This window comes from Solobacterium moorei (genome assembly GCF_036323475.1).
Classification (GTDB): domain Bacteria; phylum Bacillota_I; class Bacilli_A; order Erysipelotrichales; family Erysipelotrichaceae; genus Bulleidia; species Bulleidia moorei.
In genome coordinates this window covers 980,736-1,003,255 of the sequence record NZ_AP028934.1, presented here as the reverse complement: position 1 = coordinate 1,003,255, position 22,520 = coordinate 980,736, and the positions used below count along the sequence as shown (strand labels likewise).

Annotated in this window: 27 protein-coding genes; 2 read left to right on the top strand and 25 right to left on the bottom strand. The window is 35.3% G+C overall.

What is annotated here, in order from left to right:
* Positions 1-120: 120 nt before the first annotated feature.
* The 14 genes from RGT18_RS05085 to RGT18_RS05020 all read right to left on the bottom strand — a co-directional run bounded on the left by RGT18_RS05085 (position 121) and on the right by RGT18_RS05020 (position 10,573).
* Entirely contained in the window at positions 121-429 is a 309-nt protein-coding gene (locus RGT18_RS05085; RefSeq protein WP_028078610.1) for a hypothetical protein, read from the bottom strand.
* Between the two features lie 43 nt (positions 430-472).
* A complete protein-coding gene (locus tag RGT18_RS05080; RefSeq protein WP_028078609.1) occupies positions 473-1,171 on the bottom strand; it encodes a YwaF family protein in 699 nt (232 codons plus the stop codon).
* A gap of 89 nt (positions 1,172-1,260) precedes the next feature.
* Positions 1,261-1,554 carry a hypothetical protein gene (locus RGT18_RS05075; protein WP_028078608.1) on the bottom strand — a complete coding sequence of 98 codons (294 nt, stop codon included), beginning with the start codon at positions 1,552-1,554 and terminating at the stop codon, positions 1,261-1,263.
* 66 nt (positions 1,555-1,620) lie between these two features.
* Positions 1,621-2,262 (bottom strand): CpXC domain-containing protein, encoded by a 642-nt coding sequence (locus tag RGT18_RS05070; protein WP_028078607.1) that lies wholly within the window; start codon positions 2,260-2,262, stop codon positions 1,621-1,623.
* A 64-nt stretch (positions 2,263-2,326) separates the two neighbouring features.
* Complete coding sequence (locus RGT18_RS05065; RefSeq protein ID WP_051241037.1) at positions 2,327-3,634, bottom strand: amidohydrolase; 1,308 nt, start codon at positions 3,632-3,634, stop codon at positions 2,327-2,329.
* Positions 3,635-3,646: 12 nt separating this feature from the next.
* On the bottom strand, positions 3,647-3,958 hold the full coding sequence (locus RGT18_RS05060; protein ID WP_028078606.1) for a hypothetical protein: 312 nt from the start codon (positions 3,956-3,958) through the stop codon (positions 3,647-3,649).
* Positions 3,959-3,990: 32 nt separating this feature from the next.
* Positions 3,991-4,578 carry an ATP-binding cassette domain-containing protein gene (locus RGT18_RS05055; protein ID WP_162141236.1) on the bottom strand — a complete coding sequence of 196 codons (588 nt, stop codon included), beginning with the start codon at positions 4,576-4,578 and terminating at the stop codon, positions 3,991-3,993.
* Positions 4,575-5,333, bottom strand: a complete 759-nt coding sequence (locus RGT18_RS05050) for an ABC transporter permease (protein ID WP_277061923.1) — start codon at positions 5,331-5,333, stop codon at positions 4,575-4,577. Before RGT18_RS05050 ends, RGT18_RS05055 begins: the two co-directional genes overlap by 4 nt.
* Positions 5,320-6,348 carry an ABC transporter substrate-binding protein gene (locus tag RGT18_RS05045; protein ID WP_028078603.1) on the bottom strand — a complete coding sequence of 343 codons (1,029 nt, stop codon included), beginning with the start codon at positions 6,346-6,348 and terminating at the stop codon, positions 5,320-5,322. Before RGT18_RS05045 ends, RGT18_RS05050 begins: the two co-directional genes overlap by 14 nt.
* Before the next feature lie 311 nt (positions 6,349-6,659).
* Entirely contained in the window at positions 6,660-7,013 is a 354-nt protein-coding gene (locus RGT18_RS05040; RefSeq protein WP_006525205.1) for a tRNA-binding protein, read from the bottom strand.
* On the bottom strand, positions 6,998-7,285 hold the full coding sequence (locus RGT18_RS05035) for a hypothetical protein (RefSeq protein WP_037404236.1): 288 nt from the start codon (positions 7,283-7,285) through the stop codon (positions 6,998-7,000). Before RGT18_RS05035 ends, RGT18_RS05040 begins: the two co-directional genes overlap by 16 nt.
* Positions 7,285-7,815 (bottom strand): flavin reductase family protein, encoded by a 531-nt coding sequence (locus RGT18_RS05030; RefSeq protein ID WP_028078602.1) that lies wholly within the window; start codon positions 7,813-7,815, stop codon positions 7,285-7,287. The genes RGT18_RS05035 and RGT18_RS05030 overlap by 1 nt, the downstream gene beginning before the upstream one ends.
* 43 nt (positions 7,816-7,858) lie before the next feature.
* The gene (locus tag RGT18_RS05025; protein ID WP_028078601.1) at positions 7,859-8,668 is read right to left on the bottom strand and encodes a Cof-type HAD-IIB family hydrolase; all 810 of its coding nucleotides are present in this window, start codon (positions 8,666-8,668) and stop codon (positions 7,859-7,861) included.
* 60 nt (positions 8,669-8,728) lie between these two features.
* Positions 8,729-10,573, bottom strand: a complete 1,845-nt coding sequence (locus tag RGT18_RS05020; protein WP_051241036.1) for an FAD-binding protein — start codon at positions 10,571-10,573, stop codon at positions 8,729-8,731.
* Between the two features lie 232 nt (positions 10,574-10,805).
* Here RGT18_RS05020 and RGT18_RS05015 point away from each other — a divergent pair, with 232 nt between their 5' ends.
* Positions 10,806-12,107, top strand: a complete 1,302-nt coding sequence (locus tag RGT18_RS05015) for an IS30 family transposase (RefSeq protein WP_338174639.1) — start codon at positions 10,806-10,808, stop codon at positions 12,105-12,107.
* Positions 12,108-12,369: 262 nt separating this feature from the next.
* On the opposite strand, the gene RGT18_RS05010 is transcribed toward RGT18_RS05015, so the two are convergent.
* Positions 12,370-12,696 carry an HIRAN domain-containing protein gene (locus RGT18_RS05010; protein ID WP_028077953.1) on the bottom strand — a complete coding sequence of 109 codons (327 nt, stop codon included), beginning with the start codon at positions 12,694-12,696 and terminating at the stop codon, positions 12,370-12,372.
* A gap of 106 nt (positions 12,697-12,802) precedes the next feature.
* Positions 12,803-13,504, bottom strand: a complete 702-nt coding sequence (locus RGT18_RS05005; RefSeq protein WP_028077952.1) for a DUF3862 domain-containing protein — start codon at positions 13,502-13,504, stop codon at positions 12,803-12,805.
* A gap of 108 nt (positions 13,505-13,612) precedes the next feature.
* Between RGT18_RS05005 and RGT18_RS05000 the strand changes: the two genes are divergently transcribed.
* Positions 13,613-14,590: a helix-turn-helix transcriptional regulator gene (locus RGT18_RS05000; RefSeq protein ID WP_028077951.1), complete on the top strand. Its 978-nt coding sequence runs from the start codon at positions 13,613-13,615 to the stop codon at positions 14,588-14,590.
* Position 14,591: 1 nt separating this feature from the next.
* Here the strand turns inward: RGT18_RS05000 and RGT18_RS04995 are convergent, their stop codons facing one another.
* The 9 genes from RGT18_RS04995 to agaC form a co-directional block, all read right to left on the bottom strand.
* On the bottom strand, positions 14,592-15,311 hold the full coding sequence (locus RGT18_RS04995; RefSeq protein WP_028077950.1) for a response regulator transcription factor: 720 nt from the start codon (positions 15,309-15,311) through the stop codon (positions 14,592-14,594).
* Positions 15,308-16,921: a sensor histidine kinase gene (locus tag RGT18_RS04990; RefSeq protein WP_028077949.1), complete on the bottom strand. Its 1,614-nt coding sequence runs from the start codon at positions 16,919-16,921 to the stop codon at positions 15,308-15,310. Before RGT18_RS04990 ends, RGT18_RS04995 begins: the two co-directional genes overlap by 4 nt.
* Before the next feature lie 3 nt (positions 16,922-16,924).
* On the bottom strand, positions 16,925-17,413 hold the full coding sequence (locus RGT18_RS04985) for an SWIM zinc finger family protein (protein WP_028077948.1): 489 nt from the start codon (positions 17,411-17,413) through the stop codon (positions 16,925-16,927).
* An 83-nt stretch (positions 17,414-17,496) separates the two neighbouring features.
* Positions 17,497-19,272 (bottom strand): flavocytochrome c, encoded by a 1,776-nt coding sequence (locus RGT18_RS04980; RefSeq protein WP_028077947.1) that lies wholly within the window; start codon positions 19,270-19,272, stop codon positions 17,497-17,499.
* Positions 19,273-19,347: 75 nt separating this feature from the next.
* Positions 19,348-19,944: a DNA-3-methyladenine glycosylase I gene (locus RGT18_RS04975; RefSeq protein WP_028077946.1), complete on the bottom strand. Its 597-nt coding sequence runs from the start codon at positions 19,942-19,944 to the stop codon at positions 19,348-19,350.
* Positions 19,945-19,980: 36 nt separating this feature from the next.
* Positions 19,981-20,127, bottom strand: a complete 147-nt coding sequence (locus tag RGT18_RS04970) for a hypothetical protein (protein ID WP_211220292.1) — start codon at positions 20,125-20,127, stop codon at positions 19,981-19,983.
* A 35-nt stretch (positions 20,128-20,162) separates the two neighbouring features.
* Positions 20,163-20,597, bottom strand: coding sequence for a DUF4230 domain-containing protein (locus tag RGT18_RS04965; RefSeq protein WP_211220291.1), 435 nt, complete (start codon positions 20,595-20,597; stop codon positions 20,163-20,165).
* Between the two features lie 322 nt (positions 20,598-20,919).
* Complete coding sequence (gene agaD, locus RGT18_RS04960; RefSeq protein WP_028077945.1) at positions 20,920-21,720, bottom strand: PTS galactosamine transporter subunit IID; 801 nt, start codon at positions 21,718-21,720, stop codon at positions 20,920-20,922.
* Positions 21,707-22,510: a PTS galactosamine transporter subunit IIC gene (gene agaC / locus RGT18_RS04955; RefSeq protein WP_028077944.1), complete on the bottom strand. Its 804-nt coding sequence runs from the start codon at positions 22,508-22,510 to the stop codon at positions 21,707-21,709. The genes agaD and agaC overlap by 14 nt, the downstream gene beginning before the upstream one ends.
* Between the last annotated feature and the right edge of the window lie 10 nt (positions 22,511-22,520).

Genomic DNA, 22,520 nt, shown 5'->3' with positions numbered 1-22,520 from the left:
CTTCTCTTTAGCCCTAAAAATGGGGAACTTTCGTTGAAAAGGAACTTTCGTTGAAAATTGAGCTTGGATTATCAATCCTTGCCAGTACTATTTCTGAATGACTTACTTCCACTTTATTGTTTATTCTTTAGAAGTGGAATTTAACTTTTCACTTGAGCGATCAGTATCCATTACTAAATAATAATAGTCAGATCCTTGACACGCACTATAATCATCAATTGCGATAATATCAATGTAAGTATACTTACCATCTTGTTTACTATCATCGGCATTAAACAATACAGCACTATTCTCATTGGCCAACAGCTTTGGCATTACCCTTGGTAATGTCATCAAACCAATACCAATTATGCAAGCAATCATAGAAAAAATAAATCCACGATTTCCTGCTTTAAAGTACTTCCTAAATCCCTGTTTGATATCGTCCATAATATTCCCCTCTATAAACTATGATACTTTTTTTATTCTATCATTAAATAATGATGTCTTCCTCAACATTTTTATGATAAAACCGATGTATATACAGATATATCTTTTCTGTAACGCTAATAATGACACTAATGAGTACAGAAAGTATAAAGATTAACTGTATTGGTACAAAATCAAATGGAAACATTTTTGGTAAAGCCCTTAGATACCCGTAGTTACTCCCTATAAAATGATTTGCAAAAGAAATTACAAGATTCATCGAAACTGTATATAAGAAAATATCTTTATCATTTAACTCAGTTTCCTCTTTGCATAAAATGATGACTGCAGATAACCCCAATAACATATGACTGCCAATATAAGTAACATTGGTTATATGTGGCCATAAGAATGGTGATGGATCCGGGAATGAGAATGCAATGATTGCACCAAGTAAACCAAGCCATGCAAAGTATCGCATCCACTTTTCCTTCTTCAAGAAGTAAGATACCGCAAGCATGATTGCGGATAATCTGCAATGATATAGTGGCAGTCCTTCCTTCGTAAATAGAACAGGGTTTCCAGAATACCAAATAAACAAAGCTGCTTGTAAGAATAATCCAAGTGATAAGGTAATTTGTAACAGTTTTTTATTATGTTTTTGCATATATGCAAATAATAAAACTGCCACAAATACAACCCGTATAATAAAGATAGACATGTTATGAACTCCATCTGGTTCATAGCGAAAGAAATATGTCATGCAGTTAGCCCTCTGCATCCTATTATAACAAAGATATCATCATAATATGAAACAGGATTCTTATACCTTCATGTATGCAATAGAACGTTTTACTTGATATCCATTGCGGAATAATCTGCGTCTCGTGTTTGATTGGTTCTTGCGGCTGATTCAGCTGCCTCTTGGCTTGCATAGCCAATAAAGAATCTACTACCAACTAGATGAATCATATCACCTGTATACATAGATTCTCCATGAGCTACAGAATATTCACCACTGCTGTTCTTTCTAAGTACCACATTCTTAAAGTATGTAGAAAGATAATAAGAAACCTTCGTGCCATCCTGTAGAGTATAGTCAATTTCAGAAATCACATATACTGTACTAGTTTGATCTGCAGACATTACGATGAGTTTCTTTGCTGTTACGGAATTAAATGTAGCACCATCTGAACTATCTGTAACATCAGGTTATTTAGCCAAAGCTTCTGAAACAAACAAATCAATATTATCTTGACTCAGTTCATCTACATTTTTTAGATATTCATCAAGACCACTAACTGTATATACCTTTGATTTTTCTGTAAGTTGATATGTATCACTTTCTGCTGTCACGGTAAATGTGTCATCATTTGAGAATTCATCTGTTTTAGAAATTTGATATTTGATCTTACTTGTATTAATGATTTCTCCTTTATCATCTTTGGCATCCTCTAGTTTCATTTGACATTTGCCTTTACCATCAATACCTGAACAGTCAATGGTTACGTAAGAAAACGGATCAACCTTAGGACGATTCATCTTTTTAACAAAATTAAAAATAATCACAGCAAATAATAATACACTTATAGAAATTCCAATCCTCTTGCGTGTACGGTTCTTCTTAATTTCTTCGATTTCATCATTTGCACGTAAATATCCTTTTTCTTTTGCATAAACGATATTTTCTTCATGTTCCATCTGCTCTGCAGTAGACTTTCTCTTTGGTTCAATTCTCTTATAATCACAATATGGACATACGATTTGATCGTAATTATCGTTATATGCCTCAATCTTTAAGCTTGCACCACATTTTGGACAAATCATGCTTGCATTCTTTTCTGTATCTGTCATTTGAATTCCCCCTTCATTACTTACAATTTAATCATATCTATTTTTGACCTATAGTCAAATGTTTTCAAAAAGAATTACTATCTTTGGATAGCAGTTCTTTCTCTACCCATTTTCCTTGTAAATATGCTTGGTATACTTCTTTATTCATACTGTGATGACAGGCTTTAATTTGTTGGATTAACTCTGGTTTCTCTAATAAATCAACAACACATCCACATACGATTTTTGCTGGTTCCACAAATGCTTTATATGTGTCTATAATTTTGAAATCTACACCATGGATTGCGCCACTAAAACCATTGTATCCAAACTGAATCATCGGATAGAAACAAGATACATCACCTACATCACCACCTGCGATACTTCTTTCATTTGCGATGATTCTATCCTCTGTTGTGTAATCTAAGATGTTTTGATGTGCAACTTCGCTGAGTATTGGATTTGGGGTAAATGGTAGATATCCTATCATATCCGCAAACTCTACACTTCCACCTAATGCGGCAGCACAGTGCTGTGCCATTGATGTAATTTGATGATCAATTTCTAATAGCTTATCTTGATTTAAAGTACGAATATAACATTCGTATATAACTTCTGAAGGTACACTATTAATCGTATCTCCACCCTTTGTAAGAATACCATGTACACGTACCATATCCTTCTCTTCAAAGGTCTCACGTAACATTCCTAGAGCCGTATTGAATAATGTAAATTCATTGAGTGCATTGATGCCTAAATGTGGCAGTACACCTGCGTGTGATGCCTTGCCTTTGAAGAGAATCTTCTTGTATTTAAATCCAGCTAAAGATGAACCATATCCATACGCATACGTAGATCCCATCGCATGTAAGTGAATGATACAGTCACAACCCTCAAATACACCAGCTTCTAGCATGTTCATCTTTCCACCGATGTATTGAATCTTTCCTTCTTGGATCAGCTTACGACGATAGTCTAAATCCGTATATTCTTCCGCCGGTGTAAAGAACAGTGTTACTTTTCCTTTTTTCTCTAATAAACCTGATTTCTTTAACGCAACGATTGCATTCACCATGATTGTGACTTGCGTACTGTGTCCGCATGCATGAGCTGCATGGTCCTTTGGATTTGAACATGGATGCCCTTCTACAGGAATCGCATCTAGTTCCGCAATTAATCCAATATGTGGATTCCCTTCTCCAATATTCACTTGAAATCCTGTCTCAAAATATTCCGCTTCTGCATGAATACCATATTTAGCCAGTTCTTCTAGAATCATCTTTTTGGTTTCAAATTCTTTATAACCAAGTTCTGGATGCATAAACAACTCTTTGCCTAACGCAATCATCTCATCCTGTTGTGCATCAATAATTTTATTAATCTCTGTTTTCATATAGTCTCATTCCTAACCCATCGCATTCCAATATTCAATCTCATCTATCCATGCAAGCTTTTCGTTTTTCACACGATTATGAACATCTGTAGATAGTTTATTTCTTTCAAAGAAACCTGCTTTGCGTAAGATAAACTCTAGATTTATATTTTTATTCTTTATCTTACGAGAAACTTGTACAACTATTGCCGGAACTTCTTTTCCATGCAAAGAAACAATCACGATATCTCTTGGTTGAATTGATGTATCTTCGCTTTGAAACAGTAGTGCATTGCTACAATGATTTGCATATACTTTTACATAAATTAGTTTCTTACTAAACATGATTTTAATCCTCATATAAAAAGCTACATTTATTATAATTCATGTAGCTGATATTTATCAAAAACTGTATATTCATCTGCGTCATGTGTTACCCAAAAGACAGTCTTATCTTTGATTCTTTCTTTGATAAACTTCATGACTTTTTCTTTTGTAGTATCATCTAAACCTTTCAGTGGTTCATCAAAGAATAGGATATCTGCCTTTGCATACATAGCACGTAGAATAGCGACTCTGCGCTTCATACCACCAGATAAAGTGGATACCTTTTGGGACATGTCGTCTAGACCTACTTGATAAAAGTCTTGTTTTAATTGATCAAGTAAATCTTTTTTTGACACATCATGTACTACCATCAAAACATTCTGCATCACACTTAAATTCTCACAGAGTCTATCCTCTTGAAACACCGCTGCTTTACGATAGTTCTGTAGTGGTGTTATTGTGCCAGAATCTGGTGCTTCTAATCCCATTAACATTCGTAACAGTGTTGTCTTACCACAACCAGATGGGCCTTTAAGGACGTGTACCATCCCTGTTGCAAAGTTATGGTTCCAATTTATAAAAACAGGATGTTGATCAAATGTTTTACAAATATCGTGTAATTGAATTGTATCCATCATAAACACTCCGTTTCTATATACTTGATAAGCATACGTATTAAAGCCATCACAAGTTTTTCCAGTACTGTACTTAAAATAATAATAACAAGTGTCCATGCAAATAAATCAGCTGTATCAAAATATACCTTTGCCTGTTGTAAATGTTCTCCAATGGAAAATTTAGGTAACCCGATAACTTCTGCCGCAATGCCTGATTTCCATGCAAGACCTAGTGCTAAGGAGCAGGCACTCTGAAAGTATGGCAGAATGCTAGATGTATAGATATAACGAATACGCGCAAAATTGGATAGTTCGAATACGTCTGCCATCTCTAGCAACTGATGATTACACATCTCAATCCCTTTTCGTACATTCTCATAGAAAATTGGAAAGACCATTAAGAAGGAAATCACAATCGACAATTGTGCAGAATGTACCCATATAAGCACAAGAATAATAAAGGATGCGACAGGAATTGACTTTACTGTAAAGACAAGTGGAGCTAATAACTGTTTAAACCAATTGTACTTTGCGGCAAAGATAGCCATCAAAATTCCTACAATCATCGCTAGTACAAAGCCTAAACTAATATTCACGAGTGAACGCAAAATGGATTGGTAGAAATCTACTGTTTTTAGTAATTCTGTTAGTCGTAGAATAACGGTAAAAGGAGATACCAGTAGTATCTCCTGATTTAATATCATACTGATGGCTTGCCATACGAGTAGCCAAAACAGTATTGTCCAAATTTTAATCTTTGATTTAGTTAGCTCCATAATAGAAATCATCTTCCGGTAAGCTGCCACCGACTGACTTTGGATTCTGTTCATTTAATACACTGAGATAACCTGAAAGTTTTTCTTTCATCTCCTTACCAGCAATGTATGTAATGTTGCAGAATGGTAATGCTTTCTTTGCAACAGCTGCCGCAATAATATCATACGATTCAATCATTGTCGCTGCTTCATCGTTTTTTTCATTTACAAACTTGATAGATGCTTCATACTTCTTTAAGAAATCCACAACTGCTTCTGGGTGTGCTTCCACAAAGTCCTTACGTGCTACTACAACACCAGTAATCAACGAACTCTTGTTCTTTTCATTTTGTTGGATTGCATCCCATTCCTTTGTTAAGTCTAATGCTGCGTGAATCTTATCATTTTTAGCAGCGGCTGCAGTTACAAATGGTTGTGGTAACATCGCGATAGCGTTTAGATCTTGTGCTAAAGCCTGAACACATTCTGCATGTTCACTCTTCCATTCAATCGTAACATCTGTACCTACCTGAAGACCATTTTTTTCTAAGATGTAATTGAGTACATACTCTGGAGTAGCACCCTTACCGCTTGCATAAATTGTCTTACCCTTTAGGTCTGCTACGGAGTGGATAGAATCACCTGTTTCACAGATATATAGAACACCTAATGTATTGATAGCCAATACCTGTAAGTTCTTTTTCATCTTGTTATAAAGTACAGATGCAAGATTTGCTGGAACTGCCGCAATATCAACATCACCCTTTACAATCTTTGGTGTTACTTCATCTACTGCAGATAAGATTTCAAACTTATAATTGTTTGAAGTAATCTTACCTTCATCATTTTCCTTCATCATTTGAACCATGCCCATTGATGTTGGTCCCTTTAAAGCTGCTACGTTTACATCAACTGGTTCGACTGTCTTTGGTGTTTCAGTTGGTGCGGATGATTCTTTCTTTGTTAGTGGTGTGCATCCTGCTAAAAGTGCTACAGATAATACAGTCGCCAATAGTTTCTTTGCGATATTTTTCATATTCTCTCCCTATGTCTATCAATCACACTACCTGTGTAATCACTCTTATGTAAGTAGAATCATTCATCATGATTCCATCTACCATTTCCAAATTGTAACGCGAATATTTTAAACAGACTACTAAAGTGTTCACGCCATATTTATCACAATTAGAGACATGCAGATAGATTACATAAGTTAGTCTATTCTAACGAGCAAATTATATCATAGTCATATTTGAATACAACCAAAGCGATTATCACTATCCCTTCATCCGCCAAAGAAAATACCGATGCATATCAGATATACAACGGTATTTGTTTTTGATTCTTTTAGGAAGCTCTTGTACCGTTTGGTAATGGATGTTCTGGGAATAATAATGTATCCGCAATACCATCATCATAACCAAGTGTAACTAACATACCATGAGATTCAATTCCCATGATTTTTCTTGGTGCGAGGTTTACTAAGAATAATGCCTGTTTCCCCGCTACACTTTGATAGTCTTCACGTACTTCACGAAGACTACATACAATTGTTCGAGGTTCTTCCTCGCCAAGATCAACTGTTAACTTCGTTAGTTTTGTAGATTTTTCTACATCTTCTACTTTTAAGATTGTACCTGCACGAAAATCTAATTGTCCAAATACATCAAATGAAACTTCCTTTTTTACTTCTGCTGCCATGTTCTCTCCTTTTTCTTTATTTTGGGTACTGTAATACCAATCATCATTCCTATTAACATGCCTAGTCCTATTCCTAAGGCGACTGAGTCAATCAGATACATCCCACATAAAATTCCAATTACAGCACCAATCAAACAACCCACAAGCATATATGTCTTTTCTACATCAATGCGATTACCCATTGGATCATGTTTGTGTCTTGCATAATAGATTAGCCACGACACAACAAGAACGATAAGTATAACAGAAAGGCTATGAATTACTATACTCATTACTCACCATCTTCTGCCTGTAAGACCTTTGCAATTTCTCCAACGAAGAAACAATGGAAATCTTTATTCGGATAACAGTCCTCTACAATTGCAGGAACGTTGAATCCTTCTTCGTTCAAATCACCTGTATATAACTTCTTACACACAAAGACATACTTAGACTCTTTGATATAAGTAGTATGATCAGTAAATCCTGGTGTTACATTTGCCTCTTTAAATTTATCGCAATCACGACCTGATTTTGAGCCGAATATCGCTAAAGCCCTTTTTAGTGGTTGTGGTAAAAGGTTTACTGTAAAGTATTCTTCCTTCTCCATAAATCCAAGTGTATAGCGAGAAGGACGAATATAAACAAGTATCGTAGGAAGATTATGTTTTCCATCATATCCCCATATTGAGCCAAAATGTCCCCAAGAAACAGTCATACCATTGTAACCAATATCCTGATTACCAGCACATACAATCATCCGTTCATTTGCGAGCATATTCGTAGGATGAAATACTAGGTCTGCATAATTTATTTCCTTCATATCACACCTTCTTTCTATCTTTATTATAAAGTAGAATCTATCGTTATTTTATGAGTGTTTCATGAAAGATGCCATAATGATACAGTGCATTTGCAATACCATCCTGATCAATATCATCCGTTACATAATCAGCCACAGCTTTAACATTCTCATTTCCATTTCCCATCGCAACAGCTATACCCGCAATCTCTAACATCTTTACATCATTATCTCCATCGCCAAAGGCCATGATTTGAGACACGTCTAAATTGTAGTACTGTAGGATTTCTTGAATACCAATATCCTTACCACCTTGTTTGATGATAATATCCCTAGCACGCTTATGCCAAGAGGTTGCCTTACAATGTGGCATATATTCTAATACTGTGCTAATTTCTACATCATCCAAACCATATGGAATTACTTGTAGAATATCTTCTTGTAGTACATGTGATATATCTTTGGTGTTTGATACATCAGAACTAATATCACGCTGTACTTCCGCAACTAAATCATTTGCGTAGTTCATATACATTTCATCCTGTGTAATAAATGTACATGGAAATGATTTTAAGTTTAATGTTTTTAATAGACCTTTTATATCCTCTTTCGGAATTGGTTTGGTGCTAATGACTTCTTGCCGATTGAAGCAGTACATCCCATTCAAACAGAGATATGCATCAAATTCTAAGTAATCTGGTAATAACTTCTTTAGTTCAATCGGATGTCTACCAGTAGCCACAAAAGTCAATATCCCCTGCTTGCGTAAACGTGCAATTGCGTCAATTGTAGAAACAGGTACTGCATGTTTACGATGTGAAATCAGTGTACCATCCACATCGAAAAAAATAGCTTTAATATCCGCATGCGTCATAGAGGTTCTCCCTTGTTTCCTTTATCTTAACATAAAAAAAGAGCCGAAAGGCTCTATCGCTTAGTTGGCATTCTCTGATGCATAATACCCTGCTAATCGTCCAGAAGTTAATGCATATCCTTGGGCAACACCACCATATGTTATATATGCTTTTTTAGACGCAAATAATACACCCATGGAGTCATTTCCAACCGCATAGACATTTGAAATAGGCTCATGTTCTGCAGTTAATACATTGAAGTTCTCATCAACATTTAATCCACCAGTTGTAGAGTAGATATACGCTGCACCTTTGATAGCATAGAACTTTCCTGTTGTTTTACCATGTACATCAGTGATCGATAATTTAAACCCCAGCTTATCACCTAACTCAGAGATTGATTCAGCAGTAATTACATCATCATACTTTTCACCAATCGCTAGAATATTTTCAATATTTGGAATTGGTGTATTAGGTTCATAATTACCACCTTGTGATAAAAACGTTGGCTTATGAAAAGATGCCATACCACTTGTCTTCATTTTTATAATTTCTTCAGCACTATAAATGGTATAAAATTCTTTTCCGGCTAACCATGCATTAAACGCTAAGTTCGTTCCAGCTTTTTCATTAAATGGATTACCTAAAGAATCTACCATCACTGCACTAGTATCTAAAAGTAATGAAGTAAGAATTGCTTTATCATCTGCACTAACATCATCAGAGCGGATAATATTGGCAATCTGGGCAATATGTGTTTCAACCCCTGCATCAGGATTCATAAGTGAGCCACCAAATGCTTGCACCATTTGAATCCCTGCACCATTACACTGTGTCATACCATAGGTGTGCCATACACTTCCCGTGTATTTCTGACACATTTCTTCATTTCCAAGAAAACCACCAGTCGCTAATATCACTGACTTTCCATAGATTTCATAGGTTGTACCATCATAGGAAACTGCTTTTACACCAACCACTTTTCCATCGGTATCTTTTAGAAATTCTTTTGCGGTCAGCTCTATCATATATTCATTTTTACCATTTAGTGCAGCTGCCTGATTCATAGAGTTAATAAACGCCGTATCTTTATCAGTTCCTGATTTATCCGTATACGTCGTCCATAATGGCCATAATTTGGGATGGTAGAAGGCAAACATCTTTTCACCAAAATGGAAATCATAATTCGTCTCTAGCCAATCTAAAGTCTTACCTGATTCTTGAACAATTTTGCGAATGATTTCTTCTTTGGCATCACCATCCGTATAGGAAAGCCAATCTTCAATTATATCTTCTTCGTTTACAAAAGGATTACCGTCATTCAGTGCAACTTGTGTTCGTGGATTGACAGCCATAGCGCCAGCTGACATCGCACCATTACCACCAATCTTAGCAGCTGAATCCATACCAAATACAGTTGCCCCATTACTAGCAGCACTTAAATATGACGAAATACCAGAAGCACCTAGGCCAACCACAATTACATCATAGCCATACTTTTTAACAACATCTGTCGACTTAGGAATCTCCATTTTCCATTCATCCGCATTACCACCATTTTCATTGATGATATTTTGAATGATGTATTTTGCGGCAATACTAGAAATCGTCGCACCAGTTATATCATCAACATGAATAGATTGACTACTGATGATACGTGGAAATAGTCTTTCCTCAATTCCTCGATAAATACTAGGAGTACTACCGGAATTGATTGTCTGAATGGATACAATTTTATTATCTTGAAACGTAACACTGAGATTCATCTCACCATCCACTGCATAGCCTTCCGCTTTACCCTCATATGTACCATCAGCTACCTTTGCAGTCTTTATCCCTGGTTTTATTACGGGTTTTAAATAAGCAGCACAACCACTCAAAAGCACAGCCGAGGCAGCCACCACATTCAATATTCTATGATTCATATATCCTCCGAGTAAGACTCATATCTTACTCCTACATCAATATACAACTCTTGTAGTTACTATATTATCAATTTGAATATCAAACATGCAAGTATGTTTTCAAAATAATTGAATAAAACCTCAATTATTTTTAAAAGTTCCTCTTTGCACTATTTTCTTAGTGAAAGTTCCCTTTTATGATAATGGCACAAGGGATATGTGCCAGGAAAGTGGAGAAAAGGAGGAATATTTTATGACTAGCACATACAAACAGCTTTCTTTTGACGAACGACTCATTATTCAAAATCTGTTGTCTGATCCTAACATCACGCTCAAGATGATTGCCCTTACTCTTAACAGGAGTCCCAAGGCCATTCGCTATGAGATAACACACCATCTTAGAATTGTCGTCCGTGCCAATACTCATAATAAGTGTGGTAGACAAAATCAATGTAATCGCACAAGGTTATGTACTCACTGTCTACAAGGTCGTTGTAAGTTCTGTAAACATGATAACTGCAATGATCTATGTTCCGATTTCATCTCTTCACCAATATGCAAACATACATCTCGTTTCCCCTATGTCTGCAACAATTGCCCAGATGCCAAAACCTGCAAGTTGCCAAAGGTATTCTATATGGCCGATGTTGCCCAAAAACAGAGGGATGACAATGTCAGTAGTTGGAAGGAAGGACCAAAGAAATCAGAAGCACAAATGAAGATGATTGTCGATGCCTTTGAGAAAGGCGTCAAACAGAACCTTTCACCAGACATCATCATACACAACAATCAGTTGGACATATCAGTATCTACCGCATATCGTTATATTCATTTTCGTCATATGGGCGCCATCATCAATGTAGACCTCAAGCGTCAGGTCAAATATAAAACACGCTCTTCCAGCAAACATGTCGTGATACCAATCAACTATGATTGGCTTGAAGGCAGAAGATATGAAGACTATCTCGAACGTATCGAGAATGAAGATGTTTCCATCAATATATGGCAAATGGATACAATACTCGGCAAGCAAGGCGATGAAGAGAAATGTGTCCTTTCACTCCTGCATACAAGATCGAATCTACAGTTATATTTTCTGTTAAAGGAAAAAAGCATGTTGGCTGTCCAGCGTGCATTCGAAATCATCAAGGATGTACTGGGACCTGAACTATTTTCTATGACCTTTCCAATCATTCTTACTGACAATGGCTCTGAGTTCCACGATCCTCTAAGTCTAGAGACCGATGCATATACAGGAGAAAAACTAATATCCATCTACTACTGCAAGGCCGGAAGAAGTGATCAGAAAGGTAAATGTGAGAAGAACCATGAACACTTTAGAGAATGTGTTCCAAAGGGAAAGAGTATGAATGCATTGACCCAGAAGGACATCAACTATGTGTCTGACATGGTAAACAATTATCCTCGTAGATCCTTAAACTACAATTCACCTATCGATATCGCCGCTCTATCACTAAACAAAAAGGTGTTAAGTCTTAACAAGTTGACTCACCTCAACATCAAACAAGTTAAGCTTACACCTATCATCCACTAGCCGATTTGGCACATATCCCTAACCTACAAAAAGGAACTTTCGATGAGAAAAAATTTAAACCATCATTGAAAGCCGAGCTTTCGTATGCCCAAATCGCCTGTCTATACATATTCAATATCACAAAATATCTTATAAGTACACTATTACAGTAAAATGTTTCTTCTCTTTAGCCCTAAAAATGGGGAACTTTCGTTGAAAAGGAACTTTCGTTGAAAATTGAGCTAATTGAATAAAATATGTAGAATGTAAAGAAAACATGCATTTAATTCTGCATGTCTTTCCCTTCTTCATATGATGATTGTAATTGTGCGATGATCATATCATGATAGATAAATTTCACTGTACATAGAATTGAATCTTTAAAACTCTGATAGATATACCCAGCAGAGTGTGTTCCTTTCGCAACACTATTAACAGAGTTTGCAACATGACCAATCGGAATTTCATTCTTATCTTCCACCATGATAGCTTCCATATCATACGCATTATCCGGTTCTTTCTTTAAATGTAGTACTTCACCTATTTTTATCATTCCTATCTCAATATATTCTTTAATATTTGTAATTGTTATAAAATCATTTTCTTTCATATGTTAAATACTCCTTCTGTTGATGATACTAGTATAGATAAACACAGGTACAAAAAAACTGCCTCGTATAAAAAACTCCATATCATTTTCGGATATGGAGTAAACACTATTTCATTCCGTATTGTCCCTTACCAGTTGCGTAACCATCTTTAAAGGTAATGTCAAAGTTAGCTCCAAAGCTTCCGTTCGCATTATACCAAGTTACGATATTTGAATACGAACCGTAGAATAGTGATTCCGATTCACTATCCGGTTGACCAAACTGTGCAATAGCTTGATCGTAGGAGAATGAACCATCTGTAACGATTGCGTTAAATTCATCCAATGTAACCTTCTCGTTGTGATTCACAAAGCTAAAACCTGAATAGCCTTTTCCTGTTGCTAGATTGTTCATAAAGGAAACTGTAAAACTAGCCATTCCCTTTAGGGATGAATCATGCCATGTAGCAAATATTGATTGTGTATCACCATAACTATTCTGGCTCACGGAATCCGGTTCTCCTAAGATTGCCTTAACATCTTCAAAAGATGTTCCACCCTCACCATCATACATTGGATCTCCTAATACAATCTGTTGATACTTTGTGCGTGCTTCAGATACCATTTCTTCTTTTGAATCATTTTTTGGTGTTTCTTCTTTTGTTTCTTGTTCTGGTTTTGGAGTTGTTGTAGATGTTGTTTCTGCTGTAGTTGTAACGGTTGTTGTCTCTTCGCTTTGCTTTTGATTACCAGGCTTACCAAAAACTTTTGTGATACCAAATAATACGATTACTACTAAAAAGAATTTTATGATTTTCTTCATCTTCATTTCGGATTATATCTTCTGATACAATCCACCTCCTGACTATAGATTAAAATTGACCATGTACAAAAAACATGCCAATTATGATAAAATTTAAGAAACAGGAGAAAATTTATGGCAGAGAAGAAATTTTTACCATTCATTGTGCTACAAATTCTCGAAGAACTTTCCGATGAATCTCATATTCTTTCAGCAAACGAACTCATTGACTATATCAAAATGCGCTCAGGTATTAGTATTGAACGTCGCACCCTCTACTCAAACATCGAGATCTTAGAGCAAGCCGGCTATATCATTAACAAATTTTCAGATAATGGAAAAGGATATTATCTTGAAAAACGACAATTTAGTAAGGGTGAAGTCTTACTTTTATGTAATGCCATTCACGCTTCCCATTTTATTTCTAGTAAACAAAGCAATGCCTTGATTGCAAGTTTATTGAAGACACTCAACAAGTATGATCAGAAAGATTACCATGATGCAGTATACATGCCAAACATGCAAAAATCTCCAAATGATCTGTTATTTGAGAATATTGCCAAGCTTTCTGAAGCTATTCAAAAGAAAAAAGTAATCCAGTTTGTATACATGCATTACAATTCAAATAAGAAGTTAGTCCCAAAGCGAGAAATGGTATATACGGTTGAACCTCGTTTCATCGTATATCAAGATAGTCGTCCTTATTTAATCACAACAAGTAAAACACATCCTGGCTTTGCTCATTATCGTATTGATAAAATCTGTAAACTATCAATTACGATAGAGAAAGTGAATCCATTCATGAAGGAAAGTGAACAAGACGCCTATCACTATGCGAAAAATAAATTATTCATGTATTCAGATGAACAACTCCATGTTCACTTACGTTGTGAAAACCGTATTATGGATCAAATGATCGATATTTTTGGTACAGAAATGAAGATTTTAAAAAGAGATGATGAATCATTTATTACAAGTGTTTTCGTAAATAAACAAGGTGTTCTCTTCCTCGCTCAACAATTTATGGAAGCAATTGAAATTATCGAACCAGAAAACTTACGGGAAGCAATGAAAGAACAATTAAAACTCACACTTCAAAAATACAGTAGATAAGTTAATCTGCTGTATTTTGACTATATTGTTTTGGTGATACACCTACAACCTTTTTAAACACTTGAGAAAAATAATATTGGTTACTATACCCACAAGCTTCAGCAATCTCATACATCTTTAAACCCAATGAATTTTGACGAATTAATTGCTTTGCATAATTGATGCGTAACTCCGTCAAAATATCAATAAATGATTTCGATAACTCTTTCTTGATCAGCTTTGTGATATGACCCTCACTAATTTCTAAGGCTTCTGCTAAATCCGTTAAGGAATAGCTCTCGTTTGAGATATTCTTCTGTATCTCATCAAGTATCTTTTGTGCATTTGCAGAATATAGTGTCTTCTTCTTTTCTGATGCTTTTTGTAATGCCAAAGAAATGATATTGATAAATTCCTTTGAATCTACTGGCTTTAAAAGATATCGGAAGACATCTTCCGCTAATGCTTGTTGTGCATAATGGAAATCATTATATCCTGAAATAATAATCAGAATAATCTCTTCATTTTCTTGACGTATTTCATGAATGAGATCCAATCCATTTTTAAACGGCATATTAATATCGATTAATGCTACATCAATATCATGCTCATTCATGCAAGTGATAGCCTCATTACCATTTGCGGCCAACACAATATCTGTAACAGGAAGCTTAGCCTTAATAATTCTCTTTGTAAAATTCTGACGGATTTTTTCTTCATCATCCGCAATCAGTATATTCATTTTATTTCTCCTGGTTGTGTCATATAGCTCTTAAAGATATGATTTTCTGCCGAAAGAATCACACCATATTCATTACCATATTGATGTTTAATTCTCGCATTCACATTGAATAATCCATATCCCAAATTATTATCTGGAATATCTGCCTTTTTTAATGCCTCATTAATTTGGCAAATATGTTCTTGATCAATTTCGTGATATGCATTGCATACATCAATTGCAATAGCATCATCCTCCGCATAAACACGAATATGAACAATAGATGATTTATTCAATAACTTCACGCCATGATATATCGCATTTTCAACGAGTGGTTGTAAAGTAAATTTCAAGAATGGTCTTTTTAATAGTGAATTATCCATATCCCACTCATCATTTAGAATATCGTGATAACGTAACTTCTGGATATTTAGGTAGCTCTTTACATGCATGATTTCTTCTTCCAACGTGATAATTTGTCGATTATCACTTAAGCCAATACGGAAGAATACAGCTAAATCATGAATTGCCTGTTCGACATCTTCATCATCATGATCAAATGCCATCGCTTGAATCGTTTCAAGCGTGTTATACAAGAAATGCGGTTTAATCTGAGCATACATCGCACGATTATCTGCTTCATTACGTTGATGTTCTTTTTCTTTAACTTCTTCTAATAACTGATGAATTTCATCAATCATCGTATTATAACTGGAATTCAGTGTATAAAACTCTTTAATATTTGTTGTCTCATTGCTCTTCTCTAATAAACCATCTTTCGCCTTAGACATTACTGTCTCAAGGTGCTGCAAAGGACTTACAAATTCAGTTACAATTTTTTGTACTAATAATAGTGTAATTAAAATAATCAGCACCGTAACAATCGTAATCAGTGCGATTGTCTCAAGAATTGTATTCATATAATAACTACTAGGAATTTCTAATACATAAGTCCAATTTGGATTAGAGATTAAGTTTTTTTCATAACGCGTTCCATCCGCGACAACTTTCGTATCTCCAAGCACTACATTACCATTGGAATTTGTAATATAGACATGAAAATCTTTTGCAATATTTGTAATAAGATTGGAAATATATTCTGTCTTTAGCGCAGCAGAAATATAGCCCTTCACATTCTTATCTTTATCGTAAACTTTTGAAACAATTAATACGATTTGTTCTTCATTTGACTTAGATGCGATGACATCAGAAATGACAACATCTTTTTGACTATCCTGCAACTCTTTAAAATAAGAACGATCCGAAACATTAAATTCCGATAAATCGGTTAAATATTTATTCCCACTTAATGTAATATATCCCAAACTTTCATATTGGATATTTGAATCATTTTTATACTGTGTTAATAGATATAGGATTTCTTCGTGATTATCTTCTGTTAGTTCTTCATCGGTAAATCTTGTCGCAAATTGACGAATGATTTCGCGATTAAACTGGAACCATAAGTTAATATCACTAACCTGTGTATTGATATGATTTTTCGCTAGTTGATTGATTTTTGGAAGGATTCTTTGATGAATCGTAAATATCGATATCGCAGATATACATAATATAGAACAAATTAAAATCAGGATAAATTTTTGAATGATCAAATCATAAAACTTCTTCATACTTTATTCTTTATCTTCCCAAAATGAATCATAAAGTTCCATATCCACTTCATCTTCATAATCATCATAGCCTTGATTATGATAGTTTTCCTCTATCATTGAATTAATTACATAATTTCGTAGCTCATCTATGCTCATCGCCATCACTTGCCGTTTGATACTTTCGTATTCATCTTGCTTTCTCTCTGTATCTTCACGCAAAACATCCATTATGATTCGATATTTAAAATCCGCTAAAAATGGATGAATATAGAAATATATAGCTACCATATGCTTACAATAATTTCTACTTTGTGCATGTGGGCATGTGCACTTACATTTCCTAGGATTATCTAAATCGATTCGTACATCATACTTCTCACAATTACTACCTTTTACTTTGGCAGTGATTGTATGCTTATTATCAAAAGATGCTGATAATACTGCACCTGATCTATAATATGACAAATCTCGATAAATGCTACGAGTACTAGCCAACTCTAGCAAGCCCATACAAAGTCCCCCTTTTTTTCATTTTATCATGCAGCAAAGAAAAGCCGAAGATACACCTTCATGTTCTTCGACTTTAGATAGTTTTACTTCGCAGCGTTTTCGCCAGCAATGTGTCCAAATACTACGATATCTGTAATCGCATTACCACCTAAACGGTTAGCACCATGGATACCACCTGTTACTTCACCAGCAGCGTATAATCCAGAGATTGTTTCACCTTTTTCATTTAACACTTGTGCATTTGTATTGATAACAACACCACCCATTGTGTGGTGTGTAGCAGGAGCAACCTTTTGTAAGTAGAATGGTCCTTCCGCAATTGTACGCAACTTACCACCACGATTTTGTTCTGGATCACTGCCTGCTGCTACATAACCATTGCATGTATCGATTGTAGCCTTCAGTGTTCCAACATCAATATTTGCTAGTTTAGCTGCTTCTTCTAATGTATCAGCCTTGAATAACAAACCAGAGTTTACGAGATTGTTATATTCCTTCTCATGTAGCTTTGTCATATTACCGACAGATTCAACTTCTTGACTCCAGAGCAAGTATGCATATCCACCTGGTTGACTTAGGATAGCGTTAGAGATTACATCACGACGGCCCATGTCATTCACAAAACGCTTACCATCTTGGTTAACAAGTACAGCACCATCAAAACGTGCATTCGCTACATAAGAAATAATACCTGTATCTGGATTACATGTTGGATAAACTTGAATTTGTTTCATATCTACTAAACCAGCACCAATTTCCTTAGCCATGTTAATACCATCACCAGAGCTAGCCGCTATACATGTTGTCTTATAATTTGAACCATATACCGGATTATATTCTTCACGCATTTCTACATTTGAACCAAATCCACCACTTGCTAGAATTACAGACTTTTTGGCAGAGAACTTCACTTCATTACCATTGTTTTCCGCAACAACACCAGTTACCTTATCATTGCCTTGTGTCTCAAAAGACTTCGCAGCTGTGTTTCTATAGATGTCTACACCCTTGTTTTCTGCAAGTGTTTCTAGTTTAGACATCATTTCATAACCTGAGTTACCAACAGGAATGCATGCACGCGGTACAGAGTGTCCACCAAACTGTTGAACGCGATCTTGAATAAATTCCATCTTCACATCATTTACAAGCCAATGGTATGCATCTAATGCATTTCTTGCCATCGTATCAACAAGTTCTGGGTTCGCAATATTATCTCCACCCTTTAATGTATCTTCTTTGAATAATTCTACAGAATCAGTAATACCCTTTTTCTCTTGTAAATCTGTACTTGGAGCATTGAGTCCTCCACCAGATACAAGTGTATTACCACCAATCTGACTTGTCTTCTCTAATACTGCAACCTTCGCACCATTTTGTGCAGCTGTTATCGCAGCTGTAAGACCTGCACCACCAGCACCAACGACAACAACATCATATGCATATTCCTTTTCAGACAATACTTGTCTGATCGTTTCCTTTGGCATTTCCTTTAAACTATCATCTGTTGCGCCTGCTTGTTTTAATGCATCTTTTAATGCATGAATCATAGCGCCTGAAGATACTGTAGCACCTGTTGCAGTATCTAGATTTACGGTTTGCTTATCGACAACGACTTCACAAATCTTATCAATCGCATTCGTACCGATGCCTTTTGTTTCTACGTTATCACTCGCATCAACACTAGCAATCTTTCCATCTTGAACTGTTATACTCACAGTCATTGGACCATTATGTCCTGTAGCGTTAGCTGTATATGTTCCATCCTTTAAACTTGCAGATTTTTTAGTTGTGCTACAACCAACTAAACCAACTGCAATTGTTGGAACAAGTACCATAGATAATAAATGTTTCTTGTTCATAATCCCTCCTGAATTTCTTTACTACAATTATAAAAAAGGTATGAACTAGAAGTATTTATAAAAATAAGACAAATTTTATAATAATCCGTCATCCATTGTGATACATGGATAAGTATTCTTAATTCTCTGATAGCAGATACAATCTTTTTCGTGATCGTTGATCATACCGCAAGCCTGTAAATATGAATAAATAATAACAGGCCCAACATATTTAAACCCGCGTTTCTTCAAATCATTACTAATGAGTGTAGATAAAGCATTCTTAGATATATCGATTCCCTGCTCATGTCCTTTATAACAAATTGTTTTGTAATCACAATAAGACCAAAGAAATTTATCAAAACTACCAAATTCTTGTTGAACATTCATGAATGCTTTCGCATTGGATATCATTGCAGTAACTTTTCTTAAAGACTTGATCATGTCTTCTGTATGCATGATACGCTCAATGTCATCATTATCAAAAGACGCAACCTTTTCAATATCAAAATCACAAAAACACTTTCGTATCGTTTCTCTTTTGCGAATGATCAAATCCCAACTTAATCCTGCTTGTAAGGATTCCAAAATAAGATACTCAAATAACTTTTGATCATCATGTGTCGGAATACCCCATTCTGTATCATGATATGCTTTCATTTGTTTACTGCTATCTTTCCAATTACATGTCATGCTTTTTCTCCAATATTTAGAACAAGCCTATTTGGCTTATTCTGAAAATTCAAATTCTAATTCAATATCTTTACTAATCGACTGAAATAACGCCTTATAGTAACTCTTGGCAGAGTCATTTATATTCTCGACATATTTCTCTAGGTACTTTGCTTGTTCTTCGTTAGAGAGTGTTTGTGCCACAAGAGTACCTGTATCAATATTTTGTGTAGAATAACTTAATAATTCACCAGAGCTATCATAAAGCTGATATGGATTTTTTTGTCTAATTCAATCCCTAACACCTCATATTTTGGAACAATAATTTTATACTTTTTCTCACTGAGTTGTTCCACTTTTACATGCGTTCTAATTCCAAGCTTTGCAGCATAATTTAGAATAATAATCGATTTTTTCTCTGAAAAAGGAATTCCAATATCCGTCCATGGAATCGTTGTTTGATTCTTTGCAGTAACTACCTTTTCAATACCTACGTTCAAAAATACAACTTCATTAGCTTCTTGTATATATTGCACCATCGATGATGACTGACTATTGTTTTTAGGATTATTTTGCGTATAGCCATAAAGATAAGTACCTAATAAAATTGCACCAATCAGCAATATTAACCATAAAGATATTTTAATTCCAAGAAATTTTTTAATTGTTTTCATATTTTCACCTTAATTATAACTTTAGTAAAACAAATACTCCCAATACAGCAGCTAAAATTGCAAGTAATGGATTTAATAAATACAGAATAACCACTATAGCAACAAAAACTGCTACTAAAATTATTTTCTTCATTTCCCCTCCTGATACTAGATACTACCTTAAAAATGTATGAAACTTCTTCTTTATTATATGTTTTTATGAGGTTTCTTTCCATATTTACTTAACACTGTAAGCAATCAATAATATCGACTCACATACATACTTTATTAAAAAACCATGCATCACTGTGGTCGTACCAACAGTTTGCATGGCTTAGTAGTTCTACAAGAGTCCAATTGCGGAACAGATAATTGAAATAGCAATTGTTGCAACAATCAAGATAACTGGTGATACCTGCTTCTTCTTTAAAAAGTAAAGCATGAGTAAGGTATATGCCATTGGTAGAAGTTTAGGGAAGATTGTATCAAAGAAAGCTTCCTGTACTCCTACTGAAATATCTCCACTAACTGTAATAACAGGTAGTAATTCAATATTCACGTAACTTGCGATCAGTGCACCAACAACAGTAATACCTAAGATTGTTGCAGAGTTAGCAATGATAGACGAATTCTCCTGTAACTTTTCAAATGACTTGATACCTAGGTTATATCCCATGTGTGTCCAAACAATACGTAGTAACCAGATAATGAGATAACATGTAAAGAAGATAATTGGGCCTAAGATCAATCCCTGCGAAGCAAAGGAACATGAGATACCAGCGATAATTGGTAATAGTGTAAACCAGAAAATCGCATCACCAATACCAGCGATAGGACCAAAGAGCGCAAGTTTTAAACCCTTGATGGTATTACGATTTTCATGCTGCTCTTCTAATGAAACTAATAGCCCCATTAAAAATCCAACTAAGTTAGGATGTGTATTGATAAACTCCATGTTATCTACCATTGCGGCAGATAGACCTGCTTTATCATCCTTATAAATCTTCTCTAATGCAGGAAGTTGTGCATATAGCCAACCTGCAGCCTGCATTCGTTCATAGCTGAAACCAGCTTGTAATAATGATGAGCGAATCGCGAGATTTGTAATATCCTTCTTTGTTAGTACACGTTTAGATTCCGACATGGTCGTCACCTCCATCCACCTTCAAATTCTTAACTGCTTCTTTAATCTCTTCCTGACGTTGCTTTGCATTAAAGAAATCAAATAACGCAAACGCTGCACCCATTAATGCGACTGGAAGTAAATTCTTCATGTCGATAAAGCATACTGCTAAGAAACCTGCAATAAAGTATGGAATATACTTTGGCTTCATCATAACATTTAGTAACATACCAAAACCGATAGCCGGTAAGATTCCACCTGCAACAGTTAAGCCATGTGTCAAGAATTCAGGCATATGATTTACTAATGCACTCATCGCATCCTGCGCTAAGAATGTACATGCAAATACAACTACACCATAGAGTAGTGCAACAATACCTGTCATCAGAAGATTCATCTGCGCAATCTTCTTTGTATCGCCATTTTCTGCAGCTTTATCACATACTCCCATAAAGAATGAGAATGAAGAATAGCAGAATAATACAACATATTGCATCAAGAATGAGAATGGCAAGCATAATCCAAGTGCAGCTTGTCCATCAACATTTGTTGTATAGGCAATCACTGTACACATAACACCCGCTAGAATTGGATTTGGTGGCTGTGTTCCACCTGCAGGTGTTAATCCAGCAAATGCTAATTCCGTTAAGGCACCTGTTGTTAAACCCAGTTTTACATCTCCAAGAATCAAACCTGTAATTGTAGAAACGATTAGTGGTCGGAAGATAAAGAATGATTCCAACCAGAAATCGATGCCGAAGATCATTGCAGCGATTGATAGTAACAATCCCTGTATAAATGTAATTTCCATATTGATTTCC

Excerpts from the sequence above, each read along its gene's own strand:
- RGT18_RS05025 (WP_028078601.1), bottom strand. The coding sequence starts at position 8,668 with ATGACGCATGCGGATATTAAAGCTATTTTTTTCGATGTGGATGGTACA.
- RGT18_RS05070 (WP_028078607.1), bottom strand. The coding sequence starts at position 2,262 with ATGACAGATACAGAAAAGAATGCAAGCATGATTTGTCCAAAATGTGGT.
- RGT18_RS04990 (WP_028077949.1), bottom strand. The coding sequence starts at position 16,921 with ATGAAGAAGTTTTATGATTTGATCATTCAAAAATTTATCCTGATTTTA.
- RGT18_RS05055 (WP_162141236.1), bottom strand. The coding sequence starts at position 4,578 with ATGATGGATACAATTCAATTACACGATATTTGTAAAACATTTGATCAA.
- RGT18_RS05015 (WP_338174639.1), top strand. The coding sequence starts at position 10,806 with ATGACTAGCACATACAAACAGCTTTCTTTTGACGAACGACTCATTATT.
- RGT18_RS05080 (WP_028078609.1), bottom strand. The coding sequence starts at position 1,171 with ATGACATATTTCTTTCGCTATGAACCAGATGGAGTTCATAACATGTCT.
- RGT18_RS05085 (WP_028078610.1), bottom strand. The coding sequence starts at position 429 with ATGGACGATATCAAACAGGGATTTAGGAAGTACTTTAAAGCAGGAAAT.
- RGT18_RS04985 (WP_028077948.1), bottom strand. The coding sequence starts at position 17,413 with ATGGGCTTGCTAGAGTTGGCTAGTACTCGTAGCATTTATCGAGATTTG.
- RGT18_RS05005 (WP_028077952.1), bottom strand. The coding sequence starts at position 13,504 with ATGAAGATGAAGAAAATCATAAAATTCTTTTTAGTAGTAATCGTATTA.
- RGT18_RS05065 (WP_051241037.1), bottom strand. The coding sequence starts at position 3,634 with ATGAAAACAGAGATTAATAAAATTATTGATGCACAACAGGATGAGATG.
- RGT18_RS04965 (WP_211220291.1), bottom strand. The coding sequence starts at position 20,597 with ATGAAAACAATTAAAAAATTTCTTGGAATTAAAATATCTTTATGGTTA.
- RGT18_RS05040 (WP_006525205.1), bottom strand. The coding sequence starts at position 7,013 with ATGGCAGCAGAAGTAAAAAAGGAAGTTTCATTTGATGTATTTGGACAA.
- RGT18_RS04995 (WP_028077950.1), bottom strand. The coding sequence starts at position 15,311 with ATGAATATACTGATTGCGGATGATGAAGAAAAAATCCGTCAGAATTTT.
- RGT18_RS05060 (WP_028078606.1), bottom strand. The coding sequence starts at position 3,958 with ATGTTTAGTAAGAAACTAATTTATGTAAAAGTATATGCAAATCATTGT.
- RGT18_RS05030 (WP_028078602.1), bottom strand. The coding sequence starts at position 7,815 with ATGAAGGAAATAAATTATGCAGACCTAGTATTTCATCCTACGAATATG.
- RGT18_RS05010 (WP_028077953.1), bottom strand. The coding sequence starts at position 12,696 with ATGAAAGAAAATGATTTTATAACAATTACAAATATTAAAGAATATATT.
- RGT18_RS04975 (WP_028077946.1), bottom strand. The coding sequence starts at position 19,944 with ATGACATGTAATTGGAAAGATAGCAGTAAACAAATGAAAGCATATCAT.
- agaC (WP_028077944.1), bottom strand. The coding sequence starts at position 22,510 with ATGGAAATTACATTTATACAGGGATTGTTACTATCAATCGCTGCAATG.
- agaD (WP_028077945.1), bottom strand. The coding sequence starts at position 21,720 with ATGTCGGAATCTAAACGTGTACTAACAAAGAAGGATATTACAAATCTC.
- RGT18_RS05050 (WP_277061923.1), bottom strand. The coding sequence starts at position 5,333 with ATGGAGCTAACTAAATCAAAGATTAAAATTTGGACAATACTGTTTTGG.
- RGT18_RS05020 (WP_051241036.1), bottom strand. The coding sequence starts at position 10,573 with ATGAATCATAGAATATTGAATGTGGTGGCTGCCTCGGCTGTGCTTTTG.
- RGT18_RS05045 (WP_028078603.1), bottom strand. The coding sequence starts at position 6,348 with ATGAAAAATATCGCAAAGAAACTATTGGCGACTGTATTATCTGTAGCA.
- RGT18_RS05000 (WP_028077951.1), top strand. The coding sequence starts at position 13,613 with ATGGCAGAGAAGAAATTTTTACCATTCATTGTGCTACAAATTCTCGAA.
- RGT18_RS05075 (WP_028078608.1), bottom strand. The coding sequence starts at position 1,554 with ATGTCTGCAGATCAAACTAGTACAGTATATGTGATTTCTGAAATTGAC.
- RGT18_RS05035 (WP_037404236.1), bottom strand. The coding sequence starts at position 7,285 with ATGAGTATAGTAATTCATAGCCTTTCTGTTATACTTATCGTTCTTGTT.
- RGT18_RS04980 (WP_028077947.1), bottom strand. The coding sequence starts at position 19,272 with ATGAACAAGAAACATTTATTATCTATGGTACTTGTTCCAACAATTGCA.